Origin of the sequence: Xanthobacter aminoxidans (assembly GCF_043193615.1) — a bacterium.
Taxonomy (GTDB): Bacteria; Pseudomonadota; Alphaproteobacteria; order Rhizobiales; family Xanthobacteraceae; genus Xanthobacter; species Xanthobacter aminoxidans.
Genome location: NZ_JBAFUS010000007.1, coordinates 39,761 through 58,881, shown reverse-complemented (window position 1 = coordinate 58,881; position 19,121 = coordinate 39,761). Strand labels below are relative to the sequence as shown.

Here is a 19,121-nt window from a genome sequence, read left to right as displayed (position 1 = left end):
CGCGGGTCCAGAAAGGGAGAGGAATCAGGCCGGATCGAAATAATGGATTTCGAACAGGATGCAGCCCTTATCCGACTTGAACGGCCCATGCACGGCGCCCGGGGGACGCACCGCATAGGTGAAGGGCGCGAAGCTCTCGCCGCCCTCGCCCTTGTCGTCATTGCCGACGGTGAGGTCGCCGGAGACCAGGAACACCTCTTCCCAGTATTCGTGCACGAAGGGCTTGGTGGTGAACACGCCGGGCTCGAACTTCAGGAGGCGCGAGCGCGAGCCGGCGCGGTTCTCCTCGTCGAGGGCGCCGGCGAGGATCTTCTGCTGGATGCCGGAGGGATAGCCGGGCGGCACTTCCCATCCGGTGGTCAGGTCCAGGGTATGGAACTCGTCGTGGATCTTGTTGATCGCCATGGCTGTGGTCTTCGCTGTGTTAAGTTCTTTACTGTGTCTTGCGGTGACTTCCGATCACTCGGCCGCGCGGGCGGCGGCGAAGGGCTTCACCTCGTCGGAGAGGGCGTAGGAGGAGAGCATGTCGGCGAGCAGCTTTTCCGCGCCCGCCCAGTCATAGGTGCGGAAGGAATGGCCCTTCACCACGAAGGAGGCGCCGGCATAGAACATCTCGTACTGCGCATGGCGCGAGGCGAATTCCGAGCCCACCGCGTCCCAGGCGAGCTTGTAGAACTTCACCTTCTCCTCGGCGCTGGCGGCGGGCGACTGCTGGGTCTTGCCGATGAGGCGGGCCAGCTCGGCATTCTCGTAGTCGTGCACCGAGGAGGGCAGCATGATCATGCCGCCGCCGGCCAGCTCGCGCAGGGTGGTGATGAACTTGCCGTAGAGCTGCTGGGCCAGCGTCTGCGCGGCATAGAGGGTGTGGCGGTCGGGCACGAAATAGGGGCCGTAATAGCTGCCCTTGGCCTCCATGGCGGCGACGAAGGCATCCACCATGCCGGCCTCGGCGGCGAGCTGGCCGAGCGTCTCGCGCACCTGCGGGAAATTGGTGGTGCCGTTCACCTCGGTGATGCGGCGGGCGATGCCCAGCAGGAACTTCAGCTTCACCGAGAGGCGGATCTGCGCCTGGTAGTTCTGGTAGACGTGGGCGGGCGTCGCATGGAACTGCTTGTTCGTCATGGCGATGTCGCGGGCGATGAAGATGCGGTCCCACGGCACCTTCACGTCGTCGAAGTAGAGCACCGCGTCGTTCTCGTCGAAGCGGCTCGACAGCGGGTTGTCGAACACGCTGGGCGCGCCCGCCTCATAGGACTTGCGGGAGAGGATCTTCAGGCCCTTCGCATTCATCGGGATGCAGAAGGAGAGCGCATAGGGCTCCTCGCCCTTCTGCAAAGGCTGGATGCAGGTGACGAACACCTCGTTGGCCATGATGCCGCCGGTGGCCAGCATCTTGGCGCCGCGCACGGTGATGCCCGAGGTGTCCTCGTCCACGACGGCGGCGGAGAGGAAGGGGTCGGCCTGCTCGGCCGCATTCTTGGAGCGGTCGGCCTGCGGATTGATGATGACGTAGGTGAGATAGAGGTCGTTGTCGCGGGCGTAGCGGTAATAGTCCGCCAGCGCGCGGGCGCGGGCCGGGTCGTACAGCTCGAACTGGTCGAGGCCCATGTACATGCCGGAGATGCAGGAGGCGACGTGATCCGGCGCGCGGCCGAGGAAGCCGCCATGCAGCTCGGTCCAGGCCTCGAGGCCCCGGCGGCGGGTCTTCAGCTCCTCATAGCTGGTCGGAAGCTGCCAGATGCGGTTGGCGCGGGTGCCGGTGTCGGTCTCGAAGGTCATCAGCTCCCGGTTTTCCGGGGCGCTGTGGAAGTCGAACATCTTCCCGACCGAGGCGATGGACCGGCGGAAGGCGTGGTGGGTGGTGGCATCGGACAGGTTTTGGCCGTCGATGAAGATCTCGCGGCCGTCCTTCAGGCTCTGGATATGCTCGGCACCGGTCTTGATCATGGCAGGGTCCTCAAGTTCGGTTCAGCCGGCGACGGCCGCAAGCGTGCGGTAGCGTCCGGCATGGAAGATAAGCGGCTCGGCGGCAGCCGAGCGATGGGCGACGACGCGGGCGATGAAAACTTCGTGATCGCCGCCGTCGTGGATGGCGTGGGGCACGCACTCCAGATGCGCTGCCGCACCGGCAAGGAGCGGGGCGCCGCCATGGCCGCGCAGGTGGTCCACGCCGGACCACTTCTCGCCCTGGGCACGGGCGAAGCGGCCGGACAGGTCCTGCTGGTCGTGGGCGAGGACGGAGATGCCGTAGGCCGCCGCCGTGCGCAGAGCCGGCAGCGAAAGCGCCGAGCGGGCAACGGAAAACAGCACCAGCGGCGGGTCCAGCGAGACCGAATTGAACGAGCTCATGGTCATGCCGATGAGCGTTCCGTCGGCCGCCTCGGCCGCCACCACGGCGATGCCGGTCGCGAATGCCCCCAGCGTCTGGCGGAAGGCGCGCGGATCGAAGGCGGTGACGCTCGGAGAGCGGGGCGAAGACAGGGGGGGCGGCGAAGACATGGGGCAATGTCCACAGCACTTGATAGCTTTGTTATAAAGCTATTATCAAATGGGTGATGGACGTCAAGCCCCCTGCCCGGCTAAAAACATGTTGGCGTACCGCCCCTCTGCAGGGGGAGGGTCCACGGTGCGCGGGAGCACGCGTTCATGCCTCAGACGAAGAACGGGCGGGGCCGGAGGCCGCTGCCTTTGACAGCGTCACGCGCCGCCTTGCTGATCGATGGTTCGGACACCGAATTCCGTGAGCTGGTGCACGACATGCTGGCGTTCGCGGCCGCCATCCAGGAGGTGCGCAACCGCCTCGGCGGCCTCATCGGACTGTCGGGCACGCAGTACACGATCCTGATGTCCATCGCCCGCCTGACCGGCAAGGTGCCGGAACTGGGCGTCGCCACCCTCGCCGAGCACCTGCACCTGTCGGGCGCCTTCGTCACCATCGAGATCAACAAACTTGTCGCCGCGGGCCTCGTCAGCAAGGCCGTCAATCCCAGCGACCGCCGCCGGGTGCTGCTCTCCGTCACGCCCGAGGCCGAGCAGCGCCTCGCCGAGCTGACGCGGGTGCAGGCGCCGGCCAACGACACCCTGTTCGGCCCGCTCTCGGGGAGCGAATTCCGCGCCATGCGCTCCATCATCGCCAAACTCGCCGGCACCGGCGAACGCACCCTGAAGCTGATCGACTATCTGGCCCCCGACGGGAAAATCGAGACGGCGCGCGAGCAGGTCTCGCCGCTGGTGTGAGGGGGACGCCGCCCTCGCGCCCCGGACGCATGCAGCGACAGCGGAATGCGAGCCGGGGCCCAGCGCAAGGGTTCGCCGCAGGCGGCTCAAACCGAGGGTGTTGGGGGTGTCGCCGGCTTCGCCGACTTTTCCCCTGGGCCCCGGCTCGGCGCTCCGGCTGCGCCGTCGCTGGTCCGGGGCACGGGTTTCGTCCCTCTCCCGGACACCTCCCGCTCACCTTCTACAGATGCCCCGCCACGCCCCCGGCCCGCTCCGACACCATGCGGCCGTCGCTCATCTCGACGATGCGGTCGAAGATGTCCGACCAGCGCGGATCGTGGGTGACGACGCCCACCGCCACCTGCCGCTCGTCGGCCAGCGCGCGGAATACCTCCATCACCTGCCGGCCGCGCGTGCCGTCCAGCGCCGCCGTGGGCTCGTCCGCCAGCAGCAGCACCGGATCGTTGGCCAGAGCCCGGGCGATGGAGACGCGCTGCTGCTCGCCGCCGGAGAGCTGGGTGGGGTAATTGTCCTCGCGCTGGCCGAGGCCGAACTGGTCCAGCAGCTCCCGCGCCCGCTCCCGCGCCAGCTTCGGCCGCACGTCGTTGATCTCCAGCGCGATCTGCACGTTCTCCACCGCCGTGAGGAAGGGGATGAGGTTCGCTTTCTGGAAGATGAAGCCCACATGGGTGCGGCGGAAGTCGCGCAGGCTGTTGAGCTTGGTCTGCGGATCGGCGATGGGCCGGCCGCGGAAGTGGACAACACCGGTGGAGGGCGGCTCCAGCAGGCCGGCGATCATCAGAAAGGTGGTCTTGCCCGAGCCGGAGGGGCCGACGATGCCGGTCAGCTCCCCGGCATTCAGCGCCAGCGTCATGTCCGAGAGCGCGGCCACCGCATTGGGGCCGGAGAGGTAGATCTTGCTGGCGCCGCGCACCTCCATCACCACGTCCGGCGACGGCGGGGCGAGGCGGGGGGCCGGGGCAGCTCCCGCGAGGGCGCTCATGCCAGCACCTCCTGCGCCCGCACCCGCATGGCCCGGCGAATGGCGAACCAGCTGGCAAACAGGCTGATGAGGAAAAGCGTGAAGGCGATCCAGGCGAGGTCGTCCGGCAGCAGCAGCACGGTGCGCGGGAAGTTGGGATAGAGGGTGAAGGAGATGGCCAGCGCCACCCCATAGCCCAGCACGCCGATCCATAGTGCCTGCTGCACGATGAGCCCAATGATGACGCGATCCCGCGCGCCGATGAGCTTCAGAAGGGCGATCTGGTTGATCTTTTCCAGCGTCAGCATGTAGATCGTCAGCGCGATGATGGAGCCCGCCACCAGCAGCGTCATGGCGGTGAAGGCGAGGATCTGCACGCGCAGGCGCCACAGGCGGCCGTTCAGCAGCATGTCGCGCTCCTCGTCCTGGGTCAGCACCTCCACGTCGCCCCACGCCTTGATGCGGCGCTGCACCTCCTTCACGTCGGCATTGGGCTTCAGCTCCACCATCACCGCGGCGATGGAGCCTCCATCGCCCATGCCCATGCGCGAGCGGCCCTTGGCGAGCCGGTTCAGCAGCACGGCCTCGGAGGGCAGCACGCGGTTGATGGATTGCGCATCGGGAATGGTGACGAAGAACATGCCGTCGCCGCCCATGTCCACCTGGCCCTTGGTGAGGCCCACCACCGTGTAGTCGTCATGGCCGAGGCGGATCACGTCGCCCACCAGAAGCCCCGTGGACTGGTCGGCGATGGCCTCATAGCGGGTGGAGCGGAAGGCGCGCCCGTCGATGAGCGGGATCCAGGCGGCGGAATCCTTGGGGTAGTCCACCCCGGTCACGGCGAGGCGCACCGGCTTGCCGTCGATCGTGTATTGCTGGTTGTACTGGATGAAGCGGCGGGTGGAATCCACCCCCGGCACGCCCTCCACCCGCCGGTCGAGATTGGCCGGCACCGCCGAGGTCTCGGCGAAGGGGCCGGAGCGCCCGCCCTCCACCACCCACAGGTCGGCGCCGATGTCGTTGATGATGAGCAGCGCCTCGTGGACGATGCCGCGATAAAGGCCGATCATCCCCATGGTCGCCCCCAGCAGCATGCCGATGCCCACCGCCGTCAGCGCGAAGCGCAGGGCGGAAAAGCGCATGTCCTTCAGGGCGATGTTCATGTGAGAGGCCTCAGGGCAGCTTCGTGCCGAGGCTGACCGGCTGGAAGGCGTAGCGCCCCGCCGGGGCCAGCACCACGTCGCCCTCCTTCAGCCCGCGCGTCACCACCACGTTGGAGCCGCTGATGTAGCCGAGTGTCACCGGCGTCCAGGCCGCGCGGCCGCGCTGCGCCAGCCACACGCCGGCCCGGCCGTCGCGGCGGATCACCAGCGATTCCGGAATGCCGATGACCTGCTCCGGCGATTGCGCCTCCACCGCCACGTTGGCGCGCTGGCCCATGGCCCAGCTCTCGGGCAGGGAATCCAGCGTGATGTCGGCGGTGAACTCGCGCGTCTCCTGGTCCACCTGCCGTGACAGGCGCAGCACCTTGCCGTTCCACACCCGTCCGGGACCGGCGGCAAAGGTGATGCGCGCCGGCTGGCCGGCCTTGATGGTGGCGCGGGCGGACTCGTCGAAGCGGGCGGAAATGATGATGGAGGACAGCTCCACCACCTGCATCAAATTGGCCCCCGGCAGCAGCAGGTCGCCGGGATTGCGCTCGCGGGAGATGACCACGCCATCCAGCGGCGCGCTGATGGTGGCCTCGCCGAGGCGCGCCTCCAGCACCTTCACATTGGCCTCCTGCGAGAGCAGCTGCGCCCGCGCCCGCTCGATGCCGGCCTCCGAGCGCGCCATGTCCGCCTCCGCCTGCTTGAAGGCGGCTTCCGTGGTGGTCAGCTCCGCCTGCGAGGCGGCGTTGAGGCGCACGAGGGTCGTGCGGCGCTCGAACTCGATCTTGGTCTTGTCGAGGACCGCCTGCGCGCGGGCGCGATCGGCCTGCGCCTCCGTCACCATGCGCCCGGCGGCGCTCGCCTCCGCCTGGGCGGCGGCGAGCTGGTTCTGGAGATCGACGGATTCGAGGCGGGCCAGCACCTGCCCGCGCTTCACCGTGTCGTTGCGGTCAGCCTCGATGACTTTGAGAAAGCCCTGGATGCGGCTCGTCACCACCACGCGGTTTATGGCGTCGAGGATGCCGGGGCCGTTGATCTCGAGGCTCATCATCCGCAGGCGCACCTCGTGGTAGGCCACCGGCACCGGCAGCACATACCACCAGAAGCCGGCGCCACCCGCCGCGAGGATGAGGAGCATGACCACGGCGAAGCGCCGCCACCCGGCCGAATGGTCGGGCTTGAGGTGAACGGGCTGGACGCGCTCCGGCTTCACGAGCGCCCCCCGCGACGCGCGACGATGGGGGGTGCAAAGTCTTCGAAGAGGCTCACGCGGGCTGCTCCTCGTCCGCATCGACGATGGCGGTGCAGCCGTCGCCGCCGAGTTCCATCCGGTCCAGCACCTCCTCCAAGAGGCCGCGCCCTTCGGCGGGAGTCAAGGCGGTGAGATCGAAGCCGAGGCGGTAGGCGAGCCCGTCCGTGCTCTGGAAGGAGCGCAGGTCGAACTCGTTGATGGCGTAGCGCATGAGCCGCGAACTGACGGGCGCGACCTTGATGTGGCCGAGGTCCAGCACCTCGCTCTTGCCCTGCCGTTGCAGCGTGGAGGTGGTGGCGCCCCGCGTGAACCGGTCCGGCGCCTGCATGCCGGTCTGGTACAAAGCGAGATACGAGCCGGCGGCGATCACCTCGTCATGCACCACGCCGTCCAGCGCCGCATATTCGAACGGCACGTAGGGCATGGCCCGGTTAAGCTGGTCGGCAAGGCTTGCGGCCAGCGTCTCCAGCTTCGGCAGCGCGCGGGCCGGCGCCCGGAGCAAGGCCGAGCCGGCGACCCAGCTGATGAAGCCGTTGAGCCGGCGATCGGTGCGCATGGCGGTGGGCACGTTGAGCATCACGTCATCCACCCCGCCGCGCGCCGCCACCGTCTGGGCGACGGCGGCGATGAGCAGCGCCGTCTCGGTGACACCGGAGGCTCGGGCACGGGTTTGCAGCCGCTGCTGGCCGTCGGCACTGAGGAAGGCGAACATCTCGCCGGACGGCCCACCCTGGGTGAGGTCGAAGTTCGGCGCGAGGCCCTTGGCCCGGCGGCCGAAGTGCGGCACCGGGGGCGGGTCCACCGCATAGAGGCTGCGCAGATAGGCGTCGCGCTCGGCCATGAAGGCGGGGTCCGTCGCCCGCTCGAAGGTGTTGACGTAGGTCGCGACATCCATCTCCGGCGGCGGCAACGGGATGCCGAGGAAGGCCTGGAACAGCTCTTCCACGAACAGGCCGAGGGACCAGCCGTCGAACACCGTATGGTGTCCGTGCGCCACCACCACGTCGCCCTCCGGCCCGCAGCGCAGGACGGTGATGCGATAGGGCGGGTTGGTGAAGGGGTCCATCTCGTCGTCCATGAGGGCGACGATGCGGGCCTCGACTTCCGCCTCGCCGGCCTCCGGCATGTCCTCCACCACCAGCGGCGGCTCGCCGGGGGGCAGGATGAACACGCGCGGGCGCCCGTCGTCGCCCAGCACGAAGCGCGAGCGCAGCGCCTCCTGCCGTTCCTCCACCAGCTTGAGCGCGCGGCGCAGGCGTTCGAGGTCCATACGCGGGGTGATGCGGAAGGCGCGGTTGACCGTCCAGGCGGACCGGCAGGCATGGCCGGTCTCGGGCTTCAGGAAGGAGCGCAGCAGCAGCCCCTGCTTGAGCGAGAGGGGCACCTCCCGCTCGCCGCTCACATGCACCGGGCTGGACGCCGCCGCCACCGGCTCGGGCACCGCCGCTGCGGTGCGGCGCAGGGGTTCGGCGGGGGCGTGCCATGTGGCGTCGCAGACGCTTGCGGCACTGCCGCCGAGCGCCTCCAGCGTCGCGGCGAAGGCATCGAGGAAGGGGCGCCCGGCGCCAGCGTCGAAGGCCGCCGTGTCGAGGGCGAGCACGAGGCGCACGCCGTCGCCGTCCGCCACCGCATCGAGCCGCAGCTCGTTGAACGGATCGGCCAGCGCCGCCAGCGGGTCGGCGATGCCGAGCGCAGCGAGCGCCGAGGCAGCGGCCGCATCCACATAGGAGAAGCCCAGTTGCCGGAGCGCCGCCCCGGCGGCATTGAGCCTGGCGCCGAGGATGGATTCCAGCGCTGCCGTGTCGATGGCCCGATGGTCGCGGACCATGGCGAGACGCTGGCGGGTGCGGCGCACCAGCCGGTCGGCTTCGCCCAGCCGGTCCATAAGCAGAGGCACGGAGGTCGAGACCGGGCCGAGCAGCCCGTCGCGCCGCGCCGGATCGTGACACTCGATCACCAGCGCCTGTGCGTCGTGCCGCGTGGCGAGCGTGCGCGCAAGGGCGGTGAGCAGCAGCGCCTCCTGCTCGGCCGCCGGCAAGGCGGCGAAGCCGGGCATGTCGATGCGGGCGGTGAGGCGCCCCACCGGCCCACGATTGAGCCCGAAGCCGGCCGGCGCAAGCGCCAGCGAGCGCACCCCGGTCCGGAGCGCGGGCGGCACGGCGCGCAGCACTTCCTTCCAGAAGGCGAGATGGCGCCCCTGCTCCGGCGAGCCATCGGCCGGGCGGCCCTCCGCCGCGAAGGCGGTGAAGGGCGCGCCGGGAGCCGGGGCGGTGTGCACGGCCGTCAGCAAGGCGGCGAGCGCGAAATGGGGCGAGAGCGCATCCGCCGCCGCGCGGTGGGCGCGGGCATGGAGCGTCAGCGCGCCATCGGCACCCTTCGAGACGCCGAACCGCCACAGCGGCCCGGGCTGCGTCACCGGCGCGAGGGCGCCGGCGGAGGCCACCCATTCCAGGTCCGGCGCGCCGTTGAGCACGATGGCGCCGGTCTCGGTGACGGTGAGGCGCAAGGCGTCCTGCGCCGCAGTGAGGTCCGCCAGCGCCTGGGCCAACGCCTCGAAGGCCATGCCGGCCGGGACGGCGCGGGAGGCCGCCACCTCCAGCGCATCGCGCACCGCCTGCGTGGTCATGGGCCGGGTGGCGAGGGCGATGAGCGCCTCCTGTCGTACCAGCGGCCGGAAGGCGAGCGGGCCGGCGCTTCCGGCCGTCCCCTCCCCGCCCGCAGCAAGGGCTTCCGCGCTCGCCGCGCGCGCCTTCTGCGCCGCCTCGAACGTGGCGGCCACCACGCCGGAGAGGCCGGTGATGGTGGGGGTCTGCAGGAACTTGGCCACGGGGATGTTCACATCCACATGGGCCTCGATGCGGTTCTTCAGCTCGAAGGAGGAAAGGGAATCGAGCCCCAGCTCGGACAGCCGCCGGTCGGGCGGGATGTCGGCGGCGGCCACCTTCAGCACCTTCGCCACCTCGCCACGGATGAGATCGGCGAGCATGGCGTCCCACTGCTCGCGGGGGGCGGCGAGGAGATCGGCCTGGATGCGGGAGCGGCCGGCGGAGCGTTGCGCCAGCAGCGGCTTCACCCGGCCGGTGGCGGCGGTGCGGGCCAGCGCCCGGGCGATGGCGGTCCAGTCGGCGCGGGCGAAGGCGGGGTTTTCCTCCTCGGCGCGCAGCAGCGTTCCGAGCGAGGCGGCCGCCTCCGTGTCCGGCACCGGCTTCATGCCGATGCTTTCGAGATAATTGCCCAGCGCCTCGGAGCGGGCGACGAAGCCCGAGCCGGCGATGGAGCCCCACGCCACCGACGAGCCGGCGACACCCCGCCCCTTGCGGAACGAGCCCAGCGCGTTGAGGAAGGCGTTGGCGGCCGTGTAGTTCGCCTGTCCCGGGCTGCCGAGCACCTGCGCCAGCGAGGAGAAGCTGACGAAGAAGTCCGGCGCCACGCCATGCTTCGCCACCGCGCGGTGCAGGCTCCAGCCGCCGCCCACCTTGGGGCGGATGACGCGGCTGATCTGCGCCGCGTCGAGCTGGGCGAGGAAGCCGTCCTCGATCACCGCCGCGCCGTGGACGATGCCCTTGAGCGGCTTGTCGGAGGCGGCATGAGCCGCGATCACCGCCTCCACCGCTTCAGGATCGGTGACATCGAGGGCGAGCGGCACCACCTCGGTCCCCCGCGCCTGGATGGCCGCGATGGCCGGGGCGGAGTCCTCGTCCGGCGTGCCGTTGCGGCCGGCGAGCAGCAGGCGCCCGGCGCCGGCCCGGCTGAGATAATCTGCCACCGCGACACCGAAGCCGCGCAGGCCGCCGGTGACGAGATAGCTCGCCTCGCCGGAAAGCTGCATGGGCTGGGCGAGGTCGATCTCGACCTCCACCTCCGGCTCGTCGAAGGTCAGCACCACCTTGCCGATGTGCTGCGCCTTGGCGAACAGGCGCATGGCATCCGCCGCGCGGGATACCGGGAAGCGCGTCGCCACCAGCGGCCGGTAGGCGCCGCGCGCCACCTCCGCCTCCACCGCCCGCAGCAGCGAGGAGAGCCGCGCGGGGCGCTCGTCGGCGATGGTGGAGAGGTCGATGACGGAGTAGGAATTGTTGTAATAGAGGGACTTGAGCCCGATGGGCTTGTCCTGCGCAAGATCGCGCTTGCCGATCTCCACGAAGCGGCCGAACGGCGCGAGGCATTCCAGCCCCTTGTCGATGCCGGCGCCGGACAGGGCGTTCAGCACCACGTCCACGCCGCGCCCTTTTGTGGCCGCGCGCACGTCCTCGGCGAATTCGAGGCTGCGCGAGTTCATCACATGGACGATGCCCAGCGCCCTGAGGTGGTCACGCTTGGCGTCCGAGCCGGCGGAGGCGAGGATGTCGGCGCCGATGTTGCGTGCCACCTGGATGGCGGCAAGGCCGACGCCGCCGGTGGCGAGATGTACCAGCACCTGCTCCTCCGGCAGCAGGCGGCCGATGTCCACCAGCGAGTAATGGGCGGTCATGAAGGCGGCCGGCAGGGTGGCGGCGTCCTTCAGATCCACCGTATCCGGGACATGCATGAGGAAGCGGGCGTCGGCGGCGGCGAAGCGGCGCAGGAAGCCCTTGCCCATGCCCATCACCCGGTCGCCCGGCTTGAAGCCGGTGACGCCCTCGCCCACCATTTGGATGGTGCCGGCGAACTCAAGGCCCAGATTGCGCCACCACGCGCCCTCGCCGTCCTGCTCGTCCGGCAGGATGGAGGTGGCCGCCATGATGTCACGGAAGTTGAGGCCCACGGCCGCGACCTCCACCACCACCTCGCCCACCTTGGGGGTCGGATAGCGGCATTCGCGCAGCACCACATTGTCAATGACGCCAGGCTGGGTCATCGTCACGGTGAAGTTGGAGCTGTCGGTACCGGCCGCAATCACGCGGTGCTTCGGCGCCTGGGCGGCAAGCTCGCTCTGGCGCAGGCGCGGCACGAGGCGGCCGGGGCCGCGCAGCACGATCTCCGCCTCCGCACTCTCCTCCGCCACGGCCTGGGCCAGCGTTACGCCTGCGGCGATAGCCGAAAAATCCGCGTCCACATGGCGGACGGCGAATTCGGGGCATTCATTGGCGATGGTGCGGGTGAGGCCGAGGAGCGGCGCATCGGCGAGGCCGTCCGTGGTCATGGCTCCGTCGCCGGGCACCCGCCGCCCGGCGCGGCCGAGCACCACGAGGGTGGGCCGCAGGGGGGCGGTGCGCAGCAGGTCGAGCGCCTTGCCCACCGTGACGAGGCCGTTGGCCGCGGACTCCACCGCCGCCAGCAGCGCCTCGGTGGACAGAGCCTCGGCGTCCGCCAGATGGGTGCCGGCGGTGGCGGCATAGATGATGCCGACGAGTCCCTCCGGCGCCGCGAGCATCGCCTCCAGCCGGGCGGTGAAGGCATCGGCCTCCATGGCGAAGAGCGGGGCCGGGTCCATGGTCTCGACCGTGGATCCCTGTGCCTCCAAAGCGGCGACGAGCGGCGCGGTCTCGGCGGCATCGCCGGTCGCCAGCAGCCAGCGGCCGGTGCGCACCGGGGCCGGCGGCTTTTCCGCATCGCTCTCGTAGGTCTCGTCGATGACGACGGCGCCCTCGCCGGTGGACGCCTTCAGCGCGCCCAGCGTCTTCACCTGAAGGTTCTCCACCGCGAGCAGCGGCGTGCCGTCCAGCGCGTAGACGCGATAGATGCCGGTGTCGTCGCGCGGATCGGTGAAGAATTCGCAGATGACCTCGCTCGGCAGCGGGCCAGCCACCATCACCTTGCGGATGCCGATGGGGAGCATGAGGCGATACTTGCCTTCCACCTCCTCCATCTCCGGCAATGGCTCGCCGGGAATCCACAGGCCGGCGTCCACGTCGTCCACCACAAGACCGGCCTGCAGCACCGAGTCGAACAGGCCGGGGAAGGCGACGAACCCCGTCCGCCGCGCCGCCTCGCTGCTGACGATGCGCGCCACCGCATGGCGCGGGCCGGGCAGCCACAGCGCCTCCACGGCCTGGAAGGTGGGGCCGTAATCAAGCCCGTGGCGGGCGGTGAGGCGATAGAAATCCTCCCGCGTGATGGCCGGGGTGCCGGCGAGCACGGCGGGGTCGAACTTCGCCTTCGGCAAAGTGAACGCGTGCTGCCAGCCATAGGCCTCCACGCGTGGGCGCCAGTCCTCATCCGTGTCGCGCTTCAAGGAGGAGATGCGCAGGCGGCTTGTGACCGGATCGTACGAGGTGCGCAGCAGCACCACGTCGTCGGTGCCGATGGAGAGGGCCTCCATGATCTTGAAGTCGCGCAATTCCACCGGGGCCGCGCCGAACAGCTCGCGCAGCGCCGCCGCCATCATCTCCACATAGCCGACGGTCGGGAACAGGCAGTCCCCGCCGGGGCGATGGTCGGCGAGATACTTCAGGCTTTTCAGCGTGAGCTCGTTGGTCCAGGCCGGCTCCGGCCCGCTCTCGCGCCAGCCGAGCAGCGGGTGGCGGTCGGCATCGAACAGGAATTGCTTGGCCTCCAGCGGCAGCTGCACCAGGCGCTCATTGGCCCACGGGCGACGCGGCAGGGCGAGATGCTCCGCGCGGGCAGGCGCATCGGCCTGCGCATCCTTCGCCGCCTCGGTCCAGTCGAAGGCGACGCCGTTCACATAAAGGCTTGCCATGGAGCGGGCCATGACGAGGCGATCATCGCCCTGCCGCTCCAGCGAGGGCACGGCCACCACGGCGGCGTTGCGCTCCTGCGCGATGCCGTGGATCAGCGGCGTCACCGTGCGGTGCGGCCCCAGCTCCAGGAAGGCGTCGATGCCAAGATCGAGGCAGAAATCGATGGCCTTCTTGTAATTCACCGGCTGGCGCAAATTCTGCCACCAGTATTCGCTGTCGAACCGCGTCTCCAGCATGGCGGTGACGGTGGAGACGATGGGGATAGACGGCGGCTTCCAGTCGATCTCGCCCAGCCCGGCGCGGAACTTGGCCTCGCAATCGTCGAGGTGGGGCGAGTGCCAGCCGAAATCCATGGTGAGGCGGCGGGCGGTCACATCCGGGAACAGCCGGCGCACCTCGGCGAGCACCGCGTCCACCGGCGCTTCCATGCCGGAGATGGTCTGGGCGGTGGGGCCGTTATAGGCGGCCACCACCACGCTGCCGTCATCCGGCAGGAGGGGCGCGAGCTGGTCGTAAGTGACGCCCAGCGTCGCCATGGCGCCGCGCCGGGTGCTGCCGTGGGGGATGAGGCCGCGGTGGTAGATGATCTTCGCGCAGGTTTCGAGGTCGATGCAGCCGGCGATGTAGGTGGTCGCCACCTCGCCGAAGCTGTGGCCCACCAGCAGTTCCGGGGTGAGGCCGCGCTCGCGCCACATGCGGTAGAGGCCGACCTGCATGGTGAAGATGGAGGCCTGCGTCACGTCCGCATCATTGATGCGGGTCTTGTCCTCAGCCTTCAGCACCTCCTCCACCACGGACCAGCCGGTCCACGGCTTCAGCACGGCGTCGAATTCGTCCACGAAGGCGCGGTAGGTGGGCTCGGTGGTGAGCAGCTTGCGGCCCATGGCCCACCATTGTCCGCCCTGCCCCGAGAAGGTGAAGGCGAGCCGGCGCGGACGGGCGCGGCCGGTGATGACGTAGGGGGCGACGGCCTCCGCCTCCTCGGCCGGCGCATCGGCGCCCAGCGCCAGCATGCGCAGCTTGTACGGCAGATCCTGCGCGGCGCGGTCGGCGAGAAGGACCGCGCGCTCGCTCAGATGGTCGCGGCTGGTCTTCAGCACCTGCGAGAGGCTGTCATAGGACACGCCGGCGAGGGCGCCGCCCATGTCCACCGCCTCGGCCAGTTCCTCGGCCCAGAGGGCGAGCCCCGGCTTGCCGTTGGCAGAGAGGGGAATGAAGGCGGGATCATCCGAGGGCACGGCCCGCGCGGGCACGGCCTTCGCGGCGCGTCCCCCGCCGTGCCAACTCTCCACCGCCACCGAGGCATTGGTGCCGCCGAAGCCGAAGGAGTTGACCACGCTGAGGCGCACCCCGTCCTCGGCATCGTAGGGCGTCGGCTCCACCGGCACTTTCAGGCCGAGGGCGTCGAACGGGATGTTGGGGTTCGGCCGCTCGAAATTGAGGTTCGGTGGCACGATGCCGTGGTGCGCCGAGAGCACGATCTTGATGAGGCCGGCGATGCCGGAGGCGGATTCCAGATGGCCGAGATTGGGCTTGAAGGAGCCCACCAGCACCGGCCGGTCCACGCGGCCGGCGCCGAACACGCGGCCGATGGCGCTCGCCTCGATGGGGTCGCCCACCGGCGTGCCGGTGCCGTGCGCCTCCACATAGCCCACGTCCTCCGGGTCGATGCCCGTCTGTTCCAGCAGGCTGTTGAGCATGGCCGTCTGGGCCACGTCGCTGGGGGCGGTGAGGGTCGGCGTGCGGCCGTCCTGATTGACCGTCGAGCCGCGCAGCACGCCATAGATGCGGTCACCATCCGCCACCGCGCGGGCGAGCGGCTTCAGCAGCACGAGGCCGCAGCCCTCGCCGCGCACGAAGCCGTCGGCGCGGGCATCGAAGGTGTAGATGGCGCCGGTCGCGGACAGCATGTTGGCGCTGGAGAAGGCGACGAACGGGCCGGGGTCCAGCATCATGTTCACGCCGCCGGCCAGGGCCACGTCGCAGGTGCCCATGGAGAGATGGCGGATCGCCTGGTCCACCGCCACCAGCGCCGAGGAGCAGGCGGTGTCGAGGGCGATGCTCGGGCCGTTGAGGTCAAGCCGGTGGGAGATACGGTTGGCGGCGATGGAATAGGCCGAGCCGGTGCCGGCGAAGATGTCGGTGGCGACGCGCCGGTAGCGCTGGGAATAGCTGAAGTCGGACGTGGAAATACCGACGAACACGCCGGTGCGCTTCTTCTGCAGCGTGCGCAGGGTGATGCCGGAATCCTCGACGGTCTCGAACGCCACCTGCAGCAATAGCCGCTGCTGCGGGTCCATGGACATGACCTCGCGCGGGGCCATGTCGAAGAAGGCGGGATCAAAGTGGAACACGTCGCCGGTGAGGAAACCGCCCCATTTGGAATAGGAGCGCCCCGCGCATTCGGGGTCCGCATCGTAATAATTGCGGTAATTCCAGCGATCGGCCGGAATTTCCCGGATGCCGCATCGTTTGCCGACGAGGAAGGACCAATAATCGGCCCCGCTGGCGATGCCGCCGGGAAAACGGCAGCCGATGCCGACCACGGCGACGGCCAGGGATTCGGTGAGCCGGGGTTCGGCAAGCGTGTGGGAGGCGACGGCTTTCAGCTCGCCGTCGAGCAGATCGACACTGTCCATCGGAAGCGCCCCTTCCGTGTGATCCCGCACCGCAAAATAGGCTCATACCAAAAATGTTGTCATCACCAATTCTTGAGTGAGCGCATAAATACTTTTAAATGGTATTATGATACGAAGTATATTTACCAGACTACCGGTCATTCTGCTTCATTTCCGGGCAGCGTGAATGAAATAAATGCGCCAATACTGAAGCCTGCCCGCGGCCACACCTCCCTGCGGTTGTGCTGACGCGAAAAGGCCGCCGGCACGCAGCGCGCCGGCAGCCTTTTCGGCGATGATGATGGAGGCGGGCTCAGCCGTCCTCTTCCGCCGCCAGCAGCACGAGGTCGCTCAGGGTGAAGCGGTCGAAGTCGCGCAGCTCGCCCGGCGCGAGGATGGAAGCGTCGGAATGGCGCGCCAGCGTCCACAGCGCCTCGGCGACGATGCGGCTGCCCACCGGGCCGAGATGCTTGCCCGCCGGCCCGGCCGGATCGCCCGCCTCGGCGAGGATGTAGAACCACAGCGGCGTCGCCTCGCAGAACGGCAGAGCGGCAACGCGCTGGGCTTCGGGCAATGCGGCGAGCAGCGTGTCGTCGCGCAGCGGCCGGAGGCCGAGATGCTGCGCCACCGCCTGCCCGCTCGGCAGACCGAGCCGGTAGCCGCGCGACAGGTGCCGGAGCGCCGCCGCCTCCACCGTGTCCGGCGCGCCGGCGAGGATGGTGTCGAGCCGCCGCGCCCGCTGCGGCGCCTCCGCCTCCAGCGGCAGGAAGCCTTCCCAGGCGATGATGCGATCCGCCGGCAGGCCGTCCGGGCCGGAGCCGGAGGGGCCGAGGGCGGCGCGGGTGGAGAGCGCCGCCCCTTCCGCGTCCCTCAGGTGGCGGTTGTAGTCGTAGCTGGGCCGGGCGAGGCTGGGGGCGATGGCGAAGGCCGCCGCCCAGAATTCCACCGGGATGAAGATGTCCCCCGGCCGATCCTGCCGCCACAGCAGCGGCCCCTCGCTCATCACCTCCTCCACCACCGCCGGATCGGCGATCTTGGGCAGGAGGTCGAACAGCACCATCCATTGATAGCGCTGCCGCAGCGCCCGGCGCGCCGCCTCGAAGGAGCGGCCGGTGGAGACCAGCGCGTTGTGCGCCTTGAGGAAGGCGACGTGGAGCTGGCTGAGCGGCAGGCTGCGGTCGTTGCGCGCGTCGCTCATGCGCGGCACGCGATCACGGGCCGGGTCGAGGGCGCGGGGCAGGCGCGGCAGGTCGTTGCGCGCGCCCTTGCGCGGCGGCAGCGCCGGCTCGCCCAGCGGGTTGCGCCACACCTCGCCCAGCAGCATCCGCCGCACGGCGGCGGGATCGCGCGGCGCGTCATAGATGGATTCGAGATCGAGGCAGCCGGACCGGCGGTTGAACAGGGTGGAGAAGGTGCCCAGAGGAACGAAGGCCGGGGCGCCCGCGAGCGCCGCCTCCTCCGCCGGCCGGCGCTCCCAGACGAGATCGTTGAGCACGAACTCCACCAGGAAGGCATAGGCGGCGGGAATGTCGGCATCGCCCTCGGCGCGGCGGCGCGGCGGGCGCCCGCTCGGCGCCTCGGCGCAGGCGCCCATGGCGGTGGCGAGGCGGGCGAGATCCTTCAGCGTCCGCGGTCCCTCGCCGATGCCGCGCGAGGGCGTCGCCAGCGTCGGGAACATGCGGCCGAAGCCATGGTCGCTCGGCCGCGCCCCCGCCTCGATGGCAAGGCTCCGGACGCGCGCGCTGATCGCCTCCCGGGTCGAGGGGCGCTGCTCGTCGCTTCCGGTGGTCATCTCAAGGGGCCTTTCGACACGCATTCTGGGGCACGCTCCTCTGATGCCCCCGCCCCGGGGCTCCCCCATACGTCACCATTTCAACGGTTCGGTCAGCATCATCCGAATGGGGGATGACCCCCTTTCGGACGTCTTGCAGCTTGAGGTGGTTGTGCAATGCTGCGCTCACGATCTCCGTGGGCCGCCCGTCGGCATCGGCGGGCGCCAGGGCAAGCCTCAAGGCACACTCTAAGTCGCCGTCCGGTCCTCGCGGGGTGGACCATGGCGGCCCATCGGATCATGGCGACGCGATCGCCGGCCCGGCCGGAGATATCGCCGCGCGAAAAATGGGACGGACATGGGCGAACTCGATCACTACTCCCGCCTCGTCGGGGACGTTTACGAGCTTTCCGGCGATCCCCGTCAGTGGGGCATCCTGCTCGAAGGCGTCACCCGCTTCATCGACGGGCGCGTCGGCCAGCTCGCGGTCTTCAGCCTCAAGCAGCAGACCAAGCCCACCTGGCGCGTGTGGGGCCACGATCACAACGACTACAAGACCTTCCTCTATCGCCACGCGACGGAAGACCCCCGCCTCTCCTACATCCTCTCCAATCCCGGCCGCGTCATCTGCGGCGAGGACGGGGTGGACCCCGACCAGTTCCGCGCCTCGGCCCTGTTCCGCGAGGTGGTGGAGCCCATGGACATCGAGCATTCGCTCGTCTCCTACTTCGCCCAGGAAGCCGACGTGATGGCCACCATCTGCGCCATGCGCGGCCGTGCGCAGGGGCCGTTCGGGCAGGCGGAGCGGCAGAAGCTCGGCCTCGTGGTGCCGCACCTCAGGCGCGCGTTCGAGCTTTACGCGCTGCTCGACGAGGCGAAGGCGAAGGTGGGCGACATCGCCGCCGCCCTCGACATCGTGGATGCCGGCATTTTCCTGGTGGACGCGGAGATGCACGTCGCCCACGTCAACCGGGCCGGCGAGAGCATGGTGAAGTCCGGCGACATCACTGTCCGGCAGGGCAAGCTCGCCTTCCGCGACGACCGCGCCTCCCGGCAGGTGGCCTCCGCCGTCGCGCTGGCACTGGCCGCCGCGCGGGGCGAGGCCAACATCACCCATGCCGAGCACATGGAAGTGCCGCGCGCGGGCGAGGATGCCGGCCCCTACCGGGTGTCGCTGCATCCGCTGCCGGCGGGCGAGGGCAGCCCGCGCCTCGCCACCCGCTCGCAGATCGCGGTGGTGGTGCGCCAGCCCGGACGCGGCGGGGCGGACGTGGCGCGGCGCATCCAGACCACCTTCAAGCTCACGCCCTCCGAGGCGGCGCTGGCGGCGGCGCTGGCGGTGGGGGCCTCCCTCGCCGACTTCGCCCAGCAGCGCAACGTGGCGCTCTCCACCGCGCGCAGCCAGCTGAAGGCGCTCTACGAGAAGACCGGCACCAACCGGCAGGGCGAACTTGTCGCGCGGCTGCGCGAGAGCGTCGACCTGTCGCTGGTCTGACGGTTCATCGCGCACC

The 19,121-nt window shown here is 69.8% G+C and carries 10 protein-coding genes; 2 read left to right on the top strand and 8 right to left on the bottom strand.

Going from position 1 to position 19,121, the window contains the following annotated elements; translation table 11 throughout:
• Positions 1–24 precede the first annotated feature (24 nt).
• Genes V5F74_RS23360 through V5F74_RS23350 form a run of 3 tightly spaced genes read right to left on the bottom strand, consistent with a single transcriptional unit; the run spans position 25 to position 2,499 of the window.
• On the bottom strand, positions 25–405 hold the full coding sequence (locus tag V5F74_RS23360) for a cupin domain-containing protein (RefSeq protein ID WP_029555865.1): 381 nt from the start codon (positions 403–405) through the stop codon (positions 25–27).
• Positions 406–459: 54 nt separating this feature from the next.
• Complete coding sequence (locus V5F74_RS23355) at positions 460–1,947, bottom strand: 4-hydroxyphenylacetate 3-hydroxylase family protein (protein ID WP_394010139.1); 1,488 nt, start codon at positions 1,945–1,947, stop codon at positions 460–462.
• 21 nt (positions 1,948–1,968) lie between these two features.
• Entirely contained in the window at positions 1,969–2,499 is a 531-nt protein-coding gene (locus V5F74_RS23350) for a flavin reductase family protein (protein WP_051678839.1), read from the bottom strand.
• A gap of 189 nt (positions 2,500–2,688) precedes the next feature.
• Here V5F74_RS23350 and V5F74_RS23345 point away from each other — a divergent pair, with 189 nt between their 5' ends.
• Entirely contained in the window at positions 2,689–3,237 is a 549-nt protein-coding gene (locus V5F74_RS23345) for a MarR family winged helix-turn-helix transcriptional regulator (RefSeq protein WP_245279280.1), read from the top strand.
• 220 nt (positions 3,238–3,457) lie between these two features.
• Here the strand turns inward: V5F74_RS23345 and V5F74_RS23340 are convergent, their stop codons facing one another.
• The 5 genes from V5F74_RS23340 to V5F74_RS23320 all read right to left on the bottom strand — a co-directional run bounded on the left by V5F74_RS23340 (position 3,458) and on the right by V5F74_RS23320 (position 17,631).
• On the bottom strand, positions 3,458–4,219 hold the full coding sequence (locus V5F74_RS23340; RefSeq protein ID WP_024280979.1) for an ABC transporter ATP-binding protein: 762 nt from the start codon (positions 4,217–4,219) through the stop codon (positions 3,458–3,460).
• Positions 4,216–5,361: an ABC transporter permease gene (locus tag V5F74_RS23335; protein ID WP_024280980.1), complete on the bottom strand. Its 1,146-nt coding sequence runs from the start codon at positions 5,359–5,361 to the stop codon at positions 4,216–4,218. Before V5F74_RS23335 ends, V5F74_RS23340 begins: the two co-directional genes overlap by 4 nt.
• 10 nt (positions 5,362–5,371) lie before the next feature.
• Positions 5,372–6,562 (bottom strand): efflux RND transporter periplasmic adaptor subunit, encoded by a 1,191-nt coding sequence (locus tag V5F74_RS23330; RefSeq protein WP_051678840.1) that lies wholly within the window; start codon positions 6,560–6,562, stop codon positions 5,372–5,374.
• 52 nt (positions 6,563–6,614) lie between these two features.
• Positions 6,615–15,860 carry an SDR family NAD(P)-dependent oxidoreductase gene (locus V5F74_RS23325; protein WP_394010138.1) on the bottom strand — a complete coding sequence of 3,082 codons (9,246 nt, stop codon included), beginning with the start codon at positions 15,858–15,860 and terminating at the stop codon, positions 6,615–6,617.
• Positions 15,861–16,152: 292 nt separating this feature from the next.
• On the bottom strand, positions 16,153–17,631 hold the full coding sequence (locus V5F74_RS23320) for a hypothetical protein (RefSeq protein ID WP_394010137.1): 1,479 nt from the start codon (positions 17,629–17,631) through the stop codon (positions 16,153–16,155).
• A 337-nt stretch (positions 17,632–17,968) separates the two neighbouring features.
• Between V5F74_RS23320 and V5F74_RS23315 the strand changes: the two genes are divergently transcribed.
• Positions 17,969–19,105, top strand: a complete 1,137-nt coding sequence (locus tag V5F74_RS23315) for a helix-turn-helix transcriptional regulator (protein ID WP_029555873.1) — start codon at positions 17,969–17,971, stop codon at positions 19,103–19,105.
• Positions 19,106–19,121: the final 16 nt, after the last annotated feature.

What these genes read in the sequence shown, in the direction of transcription:
- V5F74_RS23360 (WP_029555865.1), bottom strand. Translation starts at nt 405, where the DNA reads ATGGCGATCAACAAGATCCACGACGAGTTCCATACCCTGGACCTGACC.
- V5F74_RS23355 (WP_394010139.1), bottom strand. Translation starts at nt 1,947, where the DNA reads ATGATCAAGACCGGTGCCGAGCATATCCAGAGCCTGAAGGACGGCCGC.
- V5F74_RS23350 (WP_051678839.1), bottom strand. Translation starts at nt 2,499, where the DNA reads ATGTCTTCGCCGCCCCCCCTGTCTTCGCCCCGCTCTCCGAGCGTCACC.
- V5F74_RS23340 (WP_024280979.1), bottom strand. Translation starts at nt 4,219, where the DNA reads ATGAGCGCCCTCGCGGGAGCTGCCCCGGCCCCCCGCCTCGCCCCGCCG.
- V5F74_RS23335 (WP_024280980.1), bottom strand. Translation starts at nt 5,361, where the DNA reads ATGAACATCGCCCTGAAGGACATGCGCTTTTCCGCCCTGCGCTTCGCG.
- V5F74_RS23325 (WP_394010138.1), bottom strand. Translation starts at nt 15,860, where the DNA reads ATGGACAGTGTCGATCTGCTCGACGGCGAGCTGAAAGCCGTCGCCTCC.
- V5F74_RS23320 (WP_394010137.1), bottom strand. Translation starts at nt 17,631, where the DNA reads ATGACCACCGGAAGCGACGAGCAGCGCCCCTCGACCCGGGAGGCGATC.
- V5F74_RS23315 (WP_029555873.1), top strand. Translation starts at nt 17,969, where the DNA reads ATGGGCGAACTCGATCACTACTCCCGCCTCGTCGGGGACGTTTACGAG.